The following is a 16,902-nucleotide window of genomic DNA, read 5'->3' as shown; positions in this document are numbered from 1 at the left end:
ACGTCGGGTGCCCGCCCCTCGGGGCTGCCGCAGGAAGCTGCGGCAGCCCCGGGGGGCACCGGCATCCACATCGACGGACTGACCAAGACGTTCCACACCGGTCGCCGCAAGACGGTGACCGCGCTGCAGGACGCCCACCTGCACACCGACAAGGGCTCGTTCCTCGCTCTGCTGGGCCCCTCGGGCTGCGGCAAGTCGACGATCCTGCGGGTGCTGGCCGACCTCGAGCACCCCACCGCCGGTGAGGTGTTCGTCGACGGCAAGACGCCGGCCCAGCTGCGCCGCGACAGCGAGCTCGGCATCGCGTTCCAGGACCACGCCCTGCTGCCGTGGCGCAGCGTGCTCACCAACATCCGCCTCGTCTTCGAGGTCGCCGGCCGCAAGGTCGACAAGGCCTACGTCGAGGAGCTCATCGAGCTCGTCGGGCTGACCGGGTTCGAGAAGGCCAAGCCCGCCCAGCTCTCCGGCGGCATGCGCCAGCGCGTCTCGATCGCGCGCGCCCTGGCCCTCAAGCCGTCCGTGCTGCTCCTGGACGAGCCGTTCGGCGCGTTGGACGACATGACGCGCCAGAGCCTCAACCTGGAGCTGCTGCGCATCTGGACCGAGAAGCCGGCCACGACGCTGCTCGTCACCCACGGCATCTCCGAGGCGATCTTCCTGTCGGACCGGGTCGCGGTGATGTCGGCCCGCCCGGGACGCATGAAGGAGATCATCGAGGTCGACCTCCCGCGCCCGCGCACCCCCGAGATGATGCGCACCCCGGAGTTCCACGCGCTCGTGGACCGCGCCTCCGAGATCCTGTTCGGTGCGCACGGCGCCGCGGCGGAGGCCTGATGTCCCGGCGTACACGGATCCCCGGCTGGCTCGCGGGCGTCATCGGCGCGGTCGCGCTGGTGGGCGCCTGGTGGCTGTTCTCGGCCACGATCTTCCAGCCGCCGCCCGGCACCACCTTCACGCCGGTCCCCTCCCCGTGGGTGGTGTTCTCCACGATCGCCGACGACGGTCTGGCGGCCTACCGGGGCGTGTTCTCGGTGACGATCACCGAGGCGCTCATCGGCTTCGCCTGGGGCAACGGCATCGCCCTGCTGCTCGCCGCGACGGTGCTGCTCGCGCCCCGCATCGAGACGGTCGTGACCCAGATCGCCGTGGTCAGCTACTGCCTGCCGGTGGTGGCCGTCGGCGGCATCGCCATCGTGGTCCTCGGCGGGGCGCCGCGCCCGGGCGAGCCGAGCGCGACGGCGATCTTCCTCGCGGCCCTGGCGGTCTTCTTCACGACCGTGGTCGGCGCGCTGCTGGGGTTCAAGTCGGCCGACAAGGCGAGCCTCGACGTCGTGCGCGTCTACGGCGGGACCCGGTTCACGCAGCTGCGCAAGGTGCGGCTCATCGCCGCGACCCCCGCGATCCTCAACGCCTTGCAGATCGCCGTGCCGTCGGCGTTCCTCGGCGCGGTCCTCGGCGAGTACATGGGCGGGATCGACCAAGGCGTCGGCATCACCCTGATCCGCCTGCAGGGCGAGCTCGACTCGCCCCGCGTGTGGGCCGTCTTCCTGCTCACCGCCGCCGTCGCCCTGATCGGCTACGGCATCGTCGGCCTCCTCTCGCGCGTGGCCACCCCGTGGGTGGCAGGACGGAGCACGTCATGACCACCGTGTCCTGGCGCCCCGTGGGGCGCGCCGTCCTCAACGCGCTGCTGACCCTGGTGATCGTGCTGGCCCTGTGGTGGGCGGTCGTCAACCTCACCGGCATGTCCCCCTACGTCGCCAAGGGCCCGGCCGACGTCTGGGAGTTCCTCGTCTCCGGCGAGGAGGCCGTGGCGAACCGTGCGGACCTGACACCGCTGCTGACGCAGACCCTGCAGGACGCCGCACTCGGCTTCGTCGCCGGGATGGGCGTCGCCGGCGTCCTCGCCGTGGCGTTCTCGCTGTCGCGCACCGTCGAGGCCGGTGTCATGCCGCTGGCCCTGCTGCTGCGGGCGATCCCGCTGGTGTCGATCGCGCCGGTGATCATCCTCATCACGGGGCGCGGCACCCAGGCCTCGGTCGCCGTCATCGGCTCGATCGTCGTGCTGTTCCCGGCGCTGGCGTCGATCCTGTTCGGTCTCAACCGGGCGAGCGTGCAGAGCCTGGACCTGGTGCACGTCTACGGCGGCTCCCGCCTGACCACGATGCGCAAGGTCAACATCCCCGGCGCCCTGCCGTCGCTGTTCGCCGCGGCACGGGTCTCCGTCCCCGGTGCGGTCACGGGCGCGCTGCTCGCCGAGTGGCTGTCGACGGGCACGGGGATCGGCGGGTCGATCGTGAAGTTCACGGCGTCCGCCCGCTTCGACGACCTGTGGGCGTCGGTCGCGCTCATCACGATCGTCACGCTGCTGCTCTACAACGTGGTCCAGGTGATCGAGAACGTGGTGCTGAACCGCATGGCGATGACGTCCGCGCAGCGCTGAGACGGACGAAGGGACCGGCCGGGCGCGGGGGACGCCCGGCCGGCCCCGGCTGGGGGGGTCAGGCCCGGACGAGCACCTTCATGCGCTTGCCGGCACGCAGGTCGGCGATCGCCTCGGGGACCTCGTCGATCGAGACCTCGGAGACCCAGGCCTCGGACACCTCGTAGAGGCCCTTCGACATCGCCTCGATGACGGCGTCGAAGTCCGCGGGCAGCTGGCCGAGCGCACCGGTGATGGTGGTCTCTCCCATGACGAGGTGGGCCGTCGGGTGGATCTCCATCGTCCGCTCGTGGATCGCGACGACGAGCACGGTGCCGCCCGGGGTCAGCGAGGCCAGGCTCGACGTGACGGCCGGGCCGACGCCCGCGGCATCGTACGCGACGTCGACACCGTCGCCACCGGTGGCCTCGGCCACGCGGGCGGCGAGGTCCTCGGTCATCGGGTCGACGACGTTCGTGGCGCCGACGGCGGCGATCGCCGCGCGACGCTCGGCGCTGGGCTCGGAGACCACGATGTTCTCCACACCCCGGGCGCGCAGCGCGAAGAACAGGCCGATGCCGATCGGGCCGGCGCCGGCGATGAGGGCGCTCCTGCCCGCCTGGACGGGGGCCCGGTCGACGGCGTGCCAGGCGACGGCCATGGGCTCGACGAGCGCGCCGAGCTTGAGGTCGACGTTCTCCGGGAGCCGGTGGCACTTCGCGGCCTGGACGGTCGTGTACTCGGCCATGCCGCCACCGTGCGACGTCAGGCCGTGGAAGCCGATGGTGCGGCAGACGTTCGGGTTGCCGCGACGGCACGCGGTGCACTCGCCGCACGAGTAGACCGGCCAGACGGCGACCCGGTCGCCGACGGCCAGACCCTCGACGCCCTCGCCGACCTCGACGACGGTGCCGGAGAACTCGTGGCCGAGGATCTGGGGCGGGGTGGAGCCCGTCACCGGGTGCGGGTTCTCCAGGTCGAGCCCGGCACCGGCCGGGTCGAAGTACGCGTGGAGGTCGGAGCCGCAGATGCCCGAGTAGGCGTTGCGCAGCTTGACCTCCCCTCGCGCGGGACGGGGTTCGGTCACGTCCTCCACCCGGAGGTCTTCCTGGGCGTGGAGCACTGCAGCCTTCATGGCGGGTCACCTTTCTGCTGACGCCCTCGTCGGGTCAGCGCCACGAGGCTAACATCAATCTGACATGTGTCTGATACATCCGCCTGTGCCACGATGACGCCATGGATCCCCGCCAGGAGCGCACCCGCTCGAGCCTGCGATCGGCGGTCCTCGACCTGGCCGCGCACCGCCCTGTCGGCTCCCTGAGCGTCACGGAGGTCGCCCGCGCCGCCGGCATCACGCGCGACACCTTCTACCGGCACGCGGCGAGCCCGGTGGAGCTGCTGGCGACCGTGCTCGAGGAGGAGCTGCGCAGGATCGACCCCCCGACGCGCGGCGGCGCCGACGAGTTCGTCCGGGCCGAGACCCGGCTCCTGCAGCACGTCGCCGCCCGTCGCGAGATCTACCGCCGCGCCCTGGTCGAGGGCGCCGAGGGCCGGGTCCGGCAGGTCCTGCAGGCCGTCCTGGCCGCGCGCCTCGGCGAGTACCTGCAGGACCATCCCCAGGACGCCCCGGCCGTGCCGGACGGCCTGGGCGACGACGTCACGCGCGAGATCCTCGTCGCCTACTCCGCCGCCGGCACGGTCGAGGCGATCACCGCCTGGCTGCGCGCAGGCGGCGACGAGGACGACATCCCGGCCCTCGCCCGCACGATCGTCGCGGTCGGCCCGCCGTCGTGGAACCGCCCGGTGGGCCGGACACCCTGACCGACGCGCACGCTGACCGGCCGGCTCGCAACGGGTCGTGCTCCGCCCGGCCTCAGCCCCGGTCGGCCGCCAGCTGCAGCACCGACTCCGCCAGCGCGCGGGTGCCGTACGCGACGTCCCCGGCGGAGACCGCCTCGTCCGGGTGGTGGCTGATGCCGTCCGGGTTGCGCAGGAACAGCATCCCCACGTCGGTCACCGACCCGATCGCCATGGCGTCGTGCCCCGCGCGGCTGAAGATCGTCGCCGGGTCGTCGACGCCGCGGCCGAGGGTCGAGACGATGCCCTCGCGGACGACGTCCTGCAGCAGCGGCGCGCAGAACACGGCGGGCGCGCTGTGGACCTCGCGGGCGTGCCACCGCAGGCCGCGACGCCCCGTGATCACGTCGAGCTCACGCTCGATCGACGTCCACACGTCGTCCCGGGCGTCGTCGAACTCACCGCGCAGGTCGAGGCTGAGGCGCGCCTCACCCGGCACGATGTTCACCGCCCCCGGGTAGGCCTCGAGCTGCCCGACCGTGCCGATGATGTGGTGCTCGGCGCGGCAGACGCGCTCGATCGCCAGCGCCGCCTCGCTCGCCCCGAGGAGCGCGTCGCGACGACGGTCGTACGGGGTCCCGCCGGCGTGCCGGGCCTCCCCCTCGACGACGAGCTGGAACCGTCGGGCGGACGCGATCGAGGACACGACGGCGAGCGACTCCCCCCGCTCGTCGAGCTCGGGGCCCTGCTCGATGTGGGCCTCGAGGTAGCCGGCGAGCTCCTCGGGCCGCCGGGCCGCCTCCCCGACGCGACCGGGGTCGAGCCCGAACTCGGCGAAGGCCTCGCGCAGGGTGACGCCGTCGGCGTCGGTGAGGTCCCACCAGTCGGGGTCCCAGGTGCCCGCGACGGCCGAGGAGCCCAGCAGCGCCTTGCCGAACCGGGTGCCCTCCTCGTCCGAGAAGGCGACGACCTCCAGGGCGAACGGCAGCGGGGACCGCCACCCCGTCCCGTCGGGGCCCGGCACGCGCAGCATCCGCACGACCTCCAGACCCATGAGGACGCCGACGATCCCGTCGTAGCGCCCGGCGTCGGGCACGGTGTCCAGGTGGGACCCGAGCACGAGGGCGGGCGCGTCGAGGTCGGGCGCCCCGGACGCGGTCGAGCGTTCCAGCCGCCCGACCTGGTTGCCGGCGGCGTCGAGGCGCGTGGTCATGCCGATCTCGCGCATCCACTGCGCGGCCAGCCGGTTCACGCGGGCGTGCTCCGGGGAGAGGTAGACGCGCTCGATGCCCCCGGCCGTGGCGCTGATCCGGGCGAGCTCGTCGCAGCGGGCCATCACCCGGCGGGCGGCCGCGGCGACGGTGTCGGGGGCGGTCTGCAGCAGCGCTGCCATCACGCGCCTCGGTAGACGTCGGCGGCCGCCTCGGTCCCGCCCCCGGCGGGCACGGAGCACCCGAACCGGCGCAGCACGTCCTCGAGCGCGGCCAGCGTGGCCAGGACGGCGTCCTGCCGAGCGTTGTAGCCCATGGTGCCGATGCGCCACACCCGTCCGTGCAGCGGACCGAAGGAGGTCCCGATCTCGATCCCGTAGTCGGCCAGTAGCGCGGCACGGGCGGCATCGCCGGGGATCCCCTCGGGGATCTCGACGGCGACGACGTTGTGCATCTTGTGCGCGACGTCGCCGAAGACCTGCAGCCCGAGGCCGCGCACGCCCGCGAGCATCGCCTCGCCGGCGAGCCGGTGCCGCTCGACGACGGCGTCCCGCCCCTCGGCCAGGATCACGCGGGCGCACTCGCGCGCCGCGTACAGCATCGACGTGGCCTCGGTGTGGTGGTTGAGACGACGCGGCCCCCAGTAGTCCAGGATCATGCCGAGGTCGAAGTAGTTGGAGCGCACGAAGTCGGTCGCCTCGGGGTCGTCCGGCTCGCGGATCCCGGCCTCGATCCGCTTGCGCGACCGCACGACCTCCTCGGCGCGGGGCGACAGCGTGATCGGCGCCGACCCGGACGGCCCGCCGAGGCACTTCTGCAGACCGGCGGTGGCGGCGTCGAGCCCCCACGCGTCCGCCTCGAAGGCGTTGCCGCCCAGCGAGGCGGTGGCGTCGGAGTAGAACAGCACGCCGTGCTTCTCGCAGAGCGCCCCGACCTCGTCGAGCGGCTGGTTCATCGTGGTCGACGTGTCGCCCTGGACCAGGGCCAGCAGCGTGGGGCGCACCCGCTCGATCGCCTCGGCGATCATCGAGACGGGCACGACCTGCCCCCACGGCACCTCGATGGTGTGCACCTCGGCCATCGCCCGCTCGGCGATCTCGGCGAGCAGCAGGCCGAACCGGCCGAAGACCGGCACCAGCACCCGCTCCCCCGGGCGCACCAGCGAGACGATCGCCGCCTCGATCCCGGCGCGCGAGGTGCCGTCGACGAGCACGGTCGCCTCGTTCGTCGTGCCCCAGACCTGGCGGTACAGCTCCTGGGTCTCGGTCATCGACGCCGTCATGAAGGGGTCGTACTGGCCCACCAGCGGCGCCGACATCGCGCGCAGCACGCTGGGGTACGCCGACACGGGGCCGGGACCCATGAGCAGGCGGGCGGGCGGCTCGATCGGGCCGGGCAGGCCCGGTCGGGGCAGGCTCGAACCAGGCAGGGCGGCGGTCATGCGATCGTTCCTCCGGTCGTGGTGGGGCCGCCGTCGCCGGGCCCGAGGAGGCGGGCGAGCCGACGGGCCAGGCGGACGAGGGCGATGTCGGTGCCGGCGCGCGAGACGAGGCACACCCCGACGGGCGCGGGGCCGAGCAGCGACGGGACGGTGAGCAGGGGCGCGGACAGCGCCGGCAGCCCGGCGACCGCGGCGGGGGTGGTCAGGCGCAGCGTCGCGGCGCGGACGGCGTCGACCCGCTCGCCGCCGCTCGTGCGCAGCGGCGCCGGCCCGGGGACGGTGGGCAGGAGCAGGACCGCGTCCTCGACGAGGGCGTGCACGCGCGCGGCGAGGGGCGACAGCGCGGCCCGTGCGGCGGACTCCTGCTCGGCCGTCACCGCCGCCGCGGCCCGGAAGCGCTCGGCGACGGCGGGGCCGACGGCGTCGGGATGCCGGCGCAGCCACGCTCCGTGGTTGCGCCACGCCTCGGCACCCTGGACGGTCCGGAACGCCGTGAGGTACTCGTCGAGGTCCCCGACCTCGCCGGTGCCGACCGCCGGCGCCTCGGGGTGCCGTGCGAGCGTGTCGACGAGCTCCTCGAGGGCCGCCCGGGTGTCGGGCTCGGCCACGGCGAGCAGCTCGGTGGGCACCACGAACCGCCACGGCAGGTCGTGCCCGGACTCGCCGTAGACGTTCTCGGTCGACTCCGAGCCGTCGTAGCTCAGGCACCAGTCGGCGACCCGCTGCAGCGTGCCGCCGTCGCGCGTGAGCCAGCCGACCGTGTCGAAGGACTGCGCCAGCGGCAGCATCCCCTGCCGCGGCACCAGCCCGTGCGTCGTGCGCAGCCCCCACAGCCCCTGGTAGGAGGCGGGGACGCGGACGGAGCCCGCGGTGTCGGTGGCCAGTCCGACCTCGGCCTGGCCGGTCGCCACGGCGGAGGCCGGCCCGCTCGAGGAGCCACCCGGCAGCGCACCCGGCAGCGCACCGTTGGGCGGCGTGCCGTAGTGCACGTTGTCGCCCGCGACCGAGTAGGCGAGCTCGTCGGTACGGGCGATGCCGCGCAGCGAGGCGCCGCCGCGCAGCAGGTCGGAGACGGCCGGGGCCGTCGAGGTCTCGGCGCGACCGTCGTCGAGGAACGTGGGGTTCCCGGCGCCGATCCTGTACCCGGAGATCGCGAAGAGGTCCTTGACGGCCACGGTCAGCCCGGCCAGCGGCCCCTCCCACGCCCCCTGGTACATCGGGTCGCCGACCGTGCGCCAGACCCGCCGGTCCAGCGCCGTCGCGCGCGGGGTCACGTGCGCGGCGGTGATGAGCCACGTGCCGTCGACGCGCTGCCACACCTGCGTCTGCAGCCCGGTGCCGCCGGAGTCGTAGCGCGAGACGGAGACCAGCAGCGCCACGTCCGGGCCGAGCTCGCGGTGCTCGACGCGCTCGATCCGACGCGGGGGCACGCCGCCGCGGGTCCCGCGGAACGCGGAGATCGCCTCGTGGCCGACGAGCAGCCCGGCGGCGTCGCCGCGCAGGGTGGACTCCCCCGGCGCGAACGCGGCGTCGAGGTGGTCGAGGTCGTTCGCCACGACCGCCGCCTCGTAGCTCGTGAACGCCTCGAGCAGGTCGTCCGGCACCGTGTCGGCACCCCGGATGTCGCTCATGACTCGCTCCCGTCGCTCGGGTGCTCGGCACCGCCGGTGCCGGGCACCCCGTCGAAGTCGGACTCGCGGATGCGGGCGTGCACGCCGCACACGACGTCGACCACCTGCGAGACGTCGAAGTCGGTCGCCGCGCTGAGGTAGGCGTACGCGAGGTGCTCGTCGAGTCCCCACCGGGCCCGCACGAGCGCGATCGCGGCGCGCACGGCACGGCGCATCGCCTCGTCGAGGTCCTCGTCGAGCCCCGTGGGGACGAGGTAGCCGCCGGCCCGCGCCAGGGGCCCCGTCACCTCGCCGAAAGCCGCGAGCGCCTCGGCCCGCGGGACGACGTCGAACCGCAGGGTCGCGCGCAGCGAGGCCTCCAGCGCGGTGAGGGCCACCTCGCCGTCGCCCTGGGCGAAGTGCGGGTCGCCGACGTAGGCGAGCGCCCCGGCGACCTGCACCGGCAGGTACAGCTCGGCGCCCTCGACGAGCAGGTTGATGTCGATGTTGCCGCCGTGCGGGCCGGGCGGCACGGAGTGCGGGCGCTCGTCGCCCGGTACCGCGACGCCCATGATCCCGAGGAAGGGGGCGAGCGGGAACTCCACGACCCGCGGTCCGCCGTCGGTCACCGGGAGCGTGCCGACCGACCGGCCCGCCCGGTCGGCGACGGGGCAGAACACGCTGACGTTGTGCGCACCGCGCGGCAGCTCGCCGGCGAGCGCCCCCTTGCCGTGCCGGTTCGAGACCACGCCGTAGGGCACCCGGGGCCGGAGGCGCTCGACGGTGACCTTCAGGAGGTCGCCGGGCTCGGCCCCCTCGACCCGGACAGGGCCCGTGACGACGTGCGGGCCGTCGCGGTCGGGGTCGCGGGCGACCTCGGCGGTGATCGTGACGGCGTCCTCCAGGACGCTCTCGGGCGGCACACCGTGACTGCCGAAGTACGCCCGGGGGTCCGAGCCCTGGTCCTCGAGCAGGCCCTCGTGGCTCACGGTGTCGACGGTGACGGTCTCGCCGGACGCGATCGTCAGGACGGGGGCGTCGGCCGCGCACGGCAGGCGTCCCCACGACACGGTGCCGGGCGTGGCGGCGAGGTAGTGGTCGCCGGGCAGGTCGCCCCGTCCCGGCTGCAGGATCGGCGTGGTCATGCCGGCACCTCCGTCGGAGCGGCCAGCAGACGGCCCGCGGGGTCGCCGTCGACGACGCCGGTGCCGGCGCTGTCGACGGCGTACACCGGCCGGCCCCGCAGCCACGTGGCGCGGACCCGGCCGCGCAGCGCGCGCCCGTCGTACGCCGTGATCGGGTTCCTGTGCAGGAGAGCGGCGGCGTCGACGACGAACGGGTCGTCGACGCCGAAGACGGCCAGGTGCGCGGGCGCGCCGGGGGCGATCGTCCCCGGCCCGTCGAGGCCCGCGACGCCGGCGGGCCCGGTGGTGAACCACGGCAGCACGGTCTCGAGGGCGACGCCGCGGGCCCGGGCCTCGGTCCACACCGCCGACAGCCCGACCTGGAGCCCGGAGATCCCGCCCCAGGCGAGGCCGAAGTCCCCGTCCCCGGCGCGCTTGCGCTCGACGGTGGAGGGCGAGTGGTCGCTGACGACGGCGTCGACGGTCCCGTCGAGCAGACCCTCCCACAGCAGGTCCCGGTTCGCGGCGTCCCGGATCGGCGGGCAGCACTTGAACTCGGACGCCCCGTCGGGGACCTCCTCGGCCGTGATCGTCAGGTAGTGCGGGCACGTCTCGACGGTCAGGTCGACGCCGTCGGCCCGGGCCGCGCGGATCACCGGCAGGGACCCGGCGTCGCTGAGGTGCAGGACGTGGACCCGCGCGCCGTGGCGCCGCGCTGCCTCGACGACGGCCGTGACGGCGGCGGCCTCGCTGGCGGGCGGCCGCGACCGCAGGAACGCGTCGTAGCCGCGGCCGAGGGCCCCGCCGCCGTGCAGGAGCCCCGGGTCCTCGGCGTGCACGATGAGTCGCGAGCCGAGCCGGGCGACCTCCGCGGCCGCCGCGTCGAGCCCGTCGGCGTCGAGGTGGCCGAACTCGTCCACGCCGGACGGCGCCAGGAAGCACTTGAACCCGTACACCCCGGCCTCGTGCAGGGGGGCGAGGCGTCCGAGGTTCTCGGGCACCGCGCCGCCCCAGAACCCGACGTCGACACGCGCCGCGGGCGCGGCCACGGCCCGCTTGACCGCGAGCGCGTCGGCCGTGGTCGTCGGCGGCAGGGAGTTCAGCGGCATGTCCACGATGGTGGTGACGCCGCCGGCGGCCGCGGCGGCGGTCGCGGAGCCGAAGCCCTCCCACTCGGCGCGCCCCGGGTCGTTGACGTGCACGTGGGAGTCGACCAGTCCGGGCAGGAGCACGGCGTCGTCGGGGACCACGACGGTCTCGGCCCCGGGGACGGGCGCGTCGGCGTCGAGCACGTCGGCGATCCGGCCGTCCTCGACGACGACGGCGGCCGGCCGGAAGGCGCCGGCGACGAAGGCCCGCTCGGCGCGGAACACCTGCCGGGCGGCCGTCACAGGATCGACGGTGCGGTCGTGGCGGCGGTCGGGATCACGGGCATGCGTCCTCCAGGGCCGGGCGTGTCGGGCGCCGGACGCGAGACCGTCCGGTCCGGACCATCCTGGCGTGAAGTTATTGCTTAACGCCATCCCCCGCGTTTCGGCGTGGTTACGCCTCCTCCGCCTCGGCCGTGGCCGACGGCTCCACGGTCAGCCAGAGCGCCACCGCGACGACGTCGCCGTCGTTGACCACGCGGTGCGGCCGGCTGGCGGCGAAGGACAGCGAGTCGCCCGGTCCCAGCCGGACGGCCCCCTGCGCGAACTCGAAGACGAGCTCGCCGGACACGACGTGCCCGCTCTCGTACCCGGTGTGCACGAGCATGGAGCCGTCCTCGCTCGAGGAGGCCCCGGGCGGGTAGGTGGACTCGAACCAGGTCACGCCCGGCAGCGGCGCCGGGGACAGCCGGCGATAGGTGACCCCCTGCCCCAGCTGCGCCGGCGAGTCCGCCTCGCGCGTGGCGACCAGGACGCCGGGCAGCGGCTCGGAGACGTCGGTGACGTCGTCGTCCACGCGCGGGACGGACACCGCGACGTCGTCGAAGATCGCCGACACCGGTACGCCCAGGATGCCGACGAGCTCGACCAGACGCTGGACCGACGGCTTCATCACCCCGTTCTCGATCTGGGAGAGGGCGCTGGACGAGACGCCGAGCTCCTGCGCGACCGACGCCAGCGACCGACCGCTCGCGGTGCGCAGCCGACGCAGTCGGCCGCCGATGCGGGCGGGGAGCAGGGTCTCGTCCACGGTGTCTCCTGTCGGCGGGGGCTGCACGCATCGTAGGCCGCCCGCCGGAGCGCCGCCGCCACGTGGGCCTCGGCGCCGCGCGACGGCACCGCAGGTCACGTCGCCGTCATCGGTCCGAAACCGCACCGCAGCGTGCGGGACGTACGTTCCGGTGACGAGAGGAGCCTGCTGTGCACATCGACGAGTTCGACACCCTGGACGACGCGCCCGCCCGCGAGGTCGTGTCCGTCTGGGCCGCCGTCCCCCCCTGGGTCGACGCCGTGGTCGCCGGGCGACCGTACGGGTCCGTCCGGGCGCTGGCCGACCGCGCCACCGCGCTGACCCGCTCGTGGGACGGCGCCACGCTGGACGCGGCGCTGGCCCACCACCCGCGGATCGGCGAGAGGGCCGCGGGCGACGGCGCCGAGGCCGCGGCCTCGCGCCGGGAGCAGGCGAGCATGGCCGACGCCGGCGCGGACGTCGAGACGCGGATGGCCGCGGGCAACCGGGCCTACGAGGAGCGGTTCGGCCGCGTCTTCCTCGTGCGTGCCGCGGGGCGGTCGCCGCAGGAGATGCTCGCCGAGCTCGAGCGGCGCCTGGGCAACGACGAGGCCACCGAGACCGCCGAGGCCTGCGACCAGCTCGCGCAGATCGCGCTGCGGCGGCTGCACGACACGATCACCGAGGAGACGACCCGATGAGCCACCTGACGACCCACGTGCTGGACGCCGGCACGGGCGAACCGGCCACGGGGCTGCGACTCGAGCTGACCGACTCCCACGGGCAGCGCATCGACGACACGGACACCGACGACGACGGCCGCGCCGACCTCGGCCCGAACCTGCTGCCCTCGGGGACCTACACGCTCACCTTCGACACCGGCACGTACTTCGCCGAGCGGGAGGTCGAGACCTTCTACCCGTCGGTGGCGGTGACGTTCGTCGTGACGCCCGAGGGCGCGGGCAGGCACTACCACGTGCCGCTGCTGCTGAGCCCGTTCGCCTACTCGACCTACCGCGGGAGCTGAGCGATGAAGATCATCGTGATCGGGGCGGGCGTCGGCGGCACCAGCGCCGCCATCGCCCTGCAGCGGCTGGGGCACGAGGTCGTCGTCTACGACCGGATGCGGGAGAACAAGCCCGTGGGTGCCGCGCTCTCGCTGTGGTCGAACGGCGTCAAGGTGCTCAACTGGCTGGGCCTCGGCGACCAGGTCGCCGCGCTCGGCGGCGCCATGGACGACATGGCCTACCTCGACGGGCACACCGGCGAGACGCTGTGCCGGTTCAGCCTGGCGCCGGTCACCGAGCAGACGGGCCAGAAGCCGTACCCCGTGGCGCGCGCCGACCTGCAACGCCTGCTCATGGAGAGCTTCGGGACCGAGAAGATCCACCTGGGCAGGCGGCTGGTGTCCGTCGCCGACGACGGCGAGCAGGTCACCGCGACCTTCGCCGACGGGTCCACCGACACCGCCGACCTGCTCGTCGGGGCCGACGGCGCCCGGTCCGTGGTGCGCGACCACGTCACCGGCGCGCACGAGGGCGGCGAGCGCATCGAGCGCACGTACTCGGGCTACACGAACTTCAACGGCCTGGTCGCCGCCGACACCGCCGTCGGGCCGAAGAACCAGTGGACGACCTACGTCGCCGAGGGCAAGCGCGCCGCCGTCATGCCCGTGGCCGACGGGCGGTTCTACTTCTGGTTCGACGTGCCGCAGCCTGCCGGACTGCCGTACGACGCCTCGGACGGCGCGGCGCCGCTGCACGAGTCGTTCGGCCACTGGGCGCCCGGGGTCCGGACGCTGCTCGGGGCGATCGACCCGGACCGGTCCCTCAACCGGGTGGAGATCTGGGACATCGACCCGTTCCACACCTGGGTCCGCGGACGCGTCGCGATCCTCGGCGACGCCGCCCACAACACCGCCCCGGACATCGGGCAGGGCGCCTGCCTGGCCCTGGAGGACTCCTTCGCCCTGGCGATCAGCCTGGCGACGAACACGGTGAGCGTCGAGGACTCGCTGCGGCGCTACGAGCACAGCCGCACCGGGCGGGCCGCCGACCTCGTGGAGCGGGCCCGCGCGCGCGGCGCAGAGACGCACGGCGAGGACCCCGAGCGGACCGCCGCCTGGTACGCGAGCCTGCGGGGCACCGACGGCAGCGCCATCATCCGCGGCATCGTCGGCAACATCACCGGCAGCCCGGTCAACCTCGGCGCCGGCCCCCTCTGACGCCCGCGCTCCGGCGAGAACCTGTGTCGCCGAGCGGCGGCACGACGAAGGGACGGGGCTCCCTGCTCCGCGCGGTCGTCGGACCGGAAGCGGAGGGCGCGCAGCGCCCGTGAGCGCGATCGCGCGGAGCAGGGAGCCCCGTCCCACCGAGAGGACGAGCTACTCGGTCTCGGCCGCCGGCGACGTCACCCGCCTCGCCGGGTACCGCAGCTCCTCGACCATCTCCTGGACGTGCTCGGTCGGTGGTGTCGTCAGCTTGGAGACGACGATCGTCACGATGACGTTCACCAAGGCGCCGAGCGCGCCGATGCCCTCCGGCGAGATGCCGAACAGGTAGTCGTGGGACGACGTCCCGAACACCTCGAGGGTGTAGAGCATGTACGCCCCGGTGAACGCCAGGCCGGAGATCATGCCGGACGCCGCCCCGACGGCGTTGGCGCGCTTCCAGAAGATCCCCAGCACGAGGATCGGGAAGAACGTCGACGCCGCCAGCCCGAAGGCGAAGGCGACCACCTGGGCCACGTACGCCGGCGGGTTGATGCCGCCGTAGATCGCCACGAGCACCGCGGCACCCATCGCGATCCGCCCGACGAGCAGGCGGCGCGAGTCCGACGTCGGCTTCTTGACGACCCGGAAGTACAGGTCGTGCGACACCGAGGAGGAGATGACGAGCAGCAGGCCGGCCGCCGTCGACATCGCGGCGGCCAGGCCGCCGGCCGCGACCAGCCCGACGATCGGTGCCGGCAGCCCGGCGATCTCCGGGGTGGCGAGCACGAGGATGTCGTTGTTGACGATGAGGTCCGCCCCGGAGGCCGGGTCGTTGCTCAACGTCGTGATCGTCGACGCGGAGTCGGAGACCGTCACCAGCCCCGTGGCGGCCCAGTTGTTCACCCAGGCCGGCAAGGCGTCCACCGCCACCCCGTTGACCGACTGCATGAGGTTCAGCTTGGTGAACGCGCCCACGGCCGGAGCCGTGGTGTAGAGCAGGCCGATGAACACCAGCGCCCACAGCGCGCTGAACCGCGCACCGCGCACCGACTTGGTGGTGTAGAAGCGGATGATGACGTGCGGCAGACCCGCCGTGCCGATCATCAGCGACAGCGTCACCAGGAACACGTCGAGCTGGGGCCGCACGGCGAACGCCTCGGTGTACTGCTCGAGGCCGAACTCCTGGCTCAGCGCGTTCAGCTCGTCGAGGATCTGCCCGAACGTCACCTGCGGGACCGGGAAGCCGGTCATCTTCTGCGCGATCGTCCACGCGGGGATGAGGTAGGCGACGATCATCACCGTGTACTGGGCGACCTGGGTCCAGGTGATGCCCTTCATCCCGCCCAGCACCGCGTACAAGAAGATGACGCCCGCGGCCACGGCCACGCCGCCCTCGATGGTGAGGTTGAGGAACCGGCTGAACACGATGCCGCCGCCGCGCATCTGCCCCACCACGTAGGTGAACGACACGATGATCGCGGCGACCGCGGCGATGAGCCGCACGTACTCCGAGTACCGGTCGCCGACGAACTCGGGGACGGTGAACTTGCCCCACTTGCGCAGGTAGGGCGCGAGCAGCAGGGCCAGCAGCACGTACCCGCCGGTCCAGCCCATGAGGTAGACCGAGCCGTCGGAGCCGAGGAAGGCGATGAGGCCCGCCATGGAGATGAACGACGCGGCGGACATCCAGTCCGCGGCGACGGCGGCGCCGTTGGCCACGGCGGGGATGCCCTGGCCGGCGACGTAGAAGCCCTTGGTCTCCCGGACGCGGCTGCGCCAGGCGATGGTCAGGTAGGTCCCGAAGGACAGGCCCACGAAGACGAGGGTCCAGATCTGGATGTCGCTCACAGTCGGTTCCCCTCCTCGTCACGCTCGGCCACGCCGTACTCGTCGTCGAGCCTGTCCATGCGCAGCGTGTACACGAGGATCAGGACGATGAACGTGTAGATCGAGCCCTGCTGGGCGAACCACAGCCCCAGGGGGAAGCCGAAGACCTCGATGGTGTTGAGCTGCTCGATGAACAAGATCCCGCACACGAACGAGACCAGGAACCAGATGCTGAGCAGGACGATCATCAGCCGCAGGTTCTTCTTCCAGTACTCCTGACGCCACCCGTTGTGGGGCGGCGGCCCAGGATCCGGCGAGCTCCCTCGCTCGGTGTCGACCATCGGACGCTCCCTTCGTCGCGTTTCCCCCGGACGTCGTCGTCCGGGGCACGTCCGTCCTCGTACGCACCCGAGCGAATCGCACCCGTGAGCAGGGTCACAAGACCTTCACAGGCGGGCGGCGGGGTCCGTCCCGCGAACGGTCGGACGGCGGCACCGACCGGTCCCCCGCCGGTGCCGGCACCGTTCGGGCGGCCACGTCGACCGCCCGCGGGACGGTTCGCACCGCTCACCGACTCCCGGGCCGCACGGCGGCGCACGCGACCTACAGTCGGACCCATGGCCTCGACGACGAGCACCTCCCTGGGCAACCTGCTGCGCGCCGGCGGTCGGACGCCGGCCCGACGGACCCGGGTGTTCCACCCCGGCAGTCTCGGCATGCTGCTGGGGGCGCTGGCCGTGATCGTCGGCAGCCTGCTGCCGTGGGTCATCACGCCGGTCGGCACCCTGAGCGGCACGGCCGGCCCGGGCCTGTGGACGCTGTGCGCGGGGTTCGTCGCCGTCGCCGGGGCCGTCATCCCCCGCCGCTGGGTCGCGGTCTCGCACAGCCTCGTCGCCGGTGGCGCGGTCGCGTTCGTCGTGGCGTGGCAGCTGCTGCGCCTCGGTCAGGTCAGCGCGGCCACGGACTCCTGGGGCCAGGCCATGCCCGGCATCGGGCTGATCATGGCGGCCGGCGGCGCCGTCGTGCTCCTGGCCACCGGGGTCCGGCTGCTGCGCACGGCCCCCGCGCCGACGTCGTGACCGCCCCGGGACTCCGGCTTCC

The 16,902-nt window shown here is 73.8% G+C and carries 17 protein-coding genes; 8 read left to right on the top strand and 9 right to left on the bottom strand.

The window, feature by feature from the left end; all coding sequences use genetic code 11:
- Positions 1 to 24: 24 nt before the first annotated feature.
- From PO879_RS05435 to PO879_RS05425, 3 genes are read left to right on the top strand one after another with little or no spacing between them, the layout of a single operon-like run.
- Positions 25 to 834: an ABC transporter ATP-binding protein gene (locus tag PO879_RS05435; RefSeq protein WP_278237458.1), complete on the top strand. Its 810-nt coding sequence runs from the start codon at positions 25 to 27 to the stop codon at positions 832 to 834.
- Positions 834 to 1,643 carry an ABC transporter permease subunit gene (locus PO879_RS05430; RefSeq protein ID WP_278236911.1) on the top strand — a complete coding sequence of 270 codons (810 nt, stop codon included), beginning with the start codon at positions 834 to 836 and terminating at the stop codon, positions 1,641 to 1,643. The genes PO879_RS05435 and PO879_RS05430 overlap by 1 nt, the downstream gene beginning before the upstream one ends.
- Positions 1,640 to 2,443: an ABC transporter permease subunit gene (locus tag PO879_RS05425; RefSeq protein WP_278236910.1), complete on the top strand. Its 804-nt coding sequence runs from the start codon at positions 1,640 to 1,642 to the stop codon at positions 2,441 to 2,443. Before PO879_RS05430 ends, PO879_RS05425 begins: the two co-directional genes overlap by 4 nt.
- 58 nt (positions 2,444 to 2,501) lie before the next feature.
- On the opposite strand, the gene PO879_RS05420 is transcribed toward PO879_RS05425, so the two are convergent.
- Positions 2,502 to 3,557 carry a 2,3-butanediol dehydrogenase gene (locus tag PO879_RS05420; RefSeq protein ID WP_278236909.1) on the bottom strand — a complete coding sequence of 352 codons (1,056 nt, stop codon included), beginning with the start codon at positions 3,555 to 3,557 and terminating at the stop codon, positions 2,502 to 2,504.
- A 101-nt stretch (positions 3,558 to 3,658) separates the two neighbouring features.
- Between PO879_RS05420 and PO879_RS05415 the strand changes: the two genes are divergently transcribed.
- Complete coding sequence (locus tag PO879_RS05415; protein WP_278236908.1) at positions 3,659 to 4,243, top strand: TetR/AcrR family transcriptional regulator; 585 nt, start codon at positions 3,659 to 3,661, stop codon at positions 4,241 to 4,243.
- A 52-nt stretch (positions 4,244 to 4,295) separates the two neighbouring features.
- Here the strand turns inward: PO879_RS05415 and PO879_RS05410 are convergent, their stop codons facing one another.
- The 6 genes from PO879_RS05410 to PO879_RS05385 all read right to left on the bottom strand — a co-directional run bounded on the left by PO879_RS05410 (position 4,296) and on the right by PO879_RS05385 (position 11,783).
- Entirely contained in the window at positions 4,296 to 5,612 is a 1,317-nt protein-coding gene (locus PO879_RS05410; protein ID WP_278236907.1) for an allantoate amidohydrolase, read from the bottom strand.
- Positions 5,612 to 6,871 carry an alanine--glyoxylate aminotransferase family protein gene (locus PO879_RS05405; protein WP_278236906.1) on the bottom strand — a complete coding sequence of 420 codons (1,260 nt, stop codon included), beginning with the start codon at positions 6,869 to 6,871 and terminating at the stop codon, positions 5,612 to 5,614. Before PO879_RS05405 ends, PO879_RS05410 begins: the two co-directional genes overlap by 1 nt.
- Positions 6,868 to 8,502 (bottom strand): AtzH-like domain-containing protein, encoded by a 1,635-nt coding sequence (locus tag PO879_RS05400; protein ID WP_278236905.1) that lies wholly within the window; start codon positions 8,500 to 8,502, stop codon positions 6,868 to 6,870. The genes PO879_RS05405 and PO879_RS05400 overlap by 4 nt, the downstream gene beginning before the upstream one ends.
- On the bottom strand, positions 8,499 to 9,626 hold the full coding sequence (locus tag PO879_RS05395; protein WP_278236904.1) for an acetamidase/formamidase family protein: 1,128 nt from the start codon (positions 9,624 to 9,626) through the stop codon (positions 8,499 to 8,501). Before PO879_RS05395 ends, PO879_RS05400 begins: the two co-directional genes overlap by 4 nt.
- Entirely contained in the window at positions 9,623 to 10,996 is a 1,374-nt protein-coding gene (gene allB / locus PO879_RS05390; RefSeq protein WP_278236903.1) for an allantoinase AllB, read from the bottom strand. Before allB ends, PO879_RS05395 begins: the two co-directional genes overlap by 4 nt.
- 151 nt (positions 10,997 to 11,147) lie before the next feature.
- Entirely contained in the window at positions 11,148 to 11,783 is a 636-nt protein-coding gene (locus tag PO879_RS05385; protein ID WP_278236902.1) for a cupin domain-containing protein, read from the bottom strand.
- Positions 11,784 to 11,953: 170 nt separating this feature from the next.
- Here PO879_RS05385 and uraD point away from each other — a divergent pair, with 170 nt between their 5' ends.
- The 3 genes from uraD to hpxO are packed head-to-tail and all read left to right on the top strand — an operon-like array spanning position 11,954 to position 13,986.
- Complete coding sequence (gene uraD, locus PO879_RS05380) at positions 11,954 to 12,463, top strand: 2-oxo-4-hydroxy-4-carboxy-5-ureidoimidazoline decarboxylase (protein WP_278236901.1); 510 nt, start codon at positions 11,954 to 11,956, stop codon at positions 12,461 to 12,463.
- Positions 12,460 to 12,789: a hydroxyisourate hydrolase gene (gene uraH / locus PO879_RS05375; protein WP_278236900.1), complete on the top strand. Its 330-nt coding sequence runs from the start codon at positions 12,460 to 12,462 to the stop codon at positions 12,787 to 12,789. The genes uraD and uraH overlap by 4 nt, the downstream gene beginning before the upstream one ends.
- A gap of 3 nt (positions 12,790 to 12,792) precedes the next feature.
- Complete coding sequence (gene hpxO / locus PO879_RS05370) at positions 12,793 to 13,986, top strand: FAD-dependent urate hydroxylase HpxO (protein ID WP_278236899.1); 1,194 nt, start codon at positions 12,793 to 12,795, stop codon at positions 13,984 to 13,986.
- Positions 13,987 to 14,145: 159 nt separating this feature from the next.
- Here hpxO and PO879_RS05365 read toward each other — a convergent pair whose 3' ends face one another.
- Both PO879_RS05365 and PO879_RS05360 read right to left on the bottom strand, forming a co-directional pair.
- On the bottom strand, positions 14,146 to 15,822 hold the full coding sequence (locus tag PO879_RS05365; RefSeq protein ID WP_278236898.1) for a sodium:solute symporter family protein: 1,677 nt from the start codon (positions 15,820 to 15,822) through the stop codon (positions 14,146 to 14,148).
- A complete protein-coding gene (locus PO879_RS05360) occupies positions 15,819 to 16,142 on the bottom strand; it encodes a DUF4212 domain-containing protein (protein WP_278236897.1) in 324 nt (107 codons plus the stop codon). The genes PO879_RS05365 and PO879_RS05360 overlap by 4 nt, the downstream gene beginning before the upstream one ends.
- A gap of 276 nt (positions 16,143 to 16,418) precedes the next feature.
- On the opposite strand from PO879_RS05360, the gene PO879_RS05355 reads away from it, so the two are divergent.
- On the top strand, positions 16,419 to 16,880 hold the full coding sequence (locus PO879_RS05355) for a hypothetical protein (protein WP_278236896.1): 462 nt from the start codon (positions 16,419 to 16,421) through the stop codon (positions 16,878 to 16,880).
- Positions 16,881 to 16,902: the final 22 nt, after the last annotated feature.

The sequence above is a fragment of the Isoptericola sp. AK164 genome, from assembly GCF_029643425.1.
GTDB classification, from domain to species: Bacteria; Actinomycetota; Actinomycetes; order Actinomycetales; family Cellulomonadaceae; genus Isoptericola; species Isoptericola haloaureus.
This window is presented reverse-complemented; position numbering and strand designations above follow the sequence as displayed.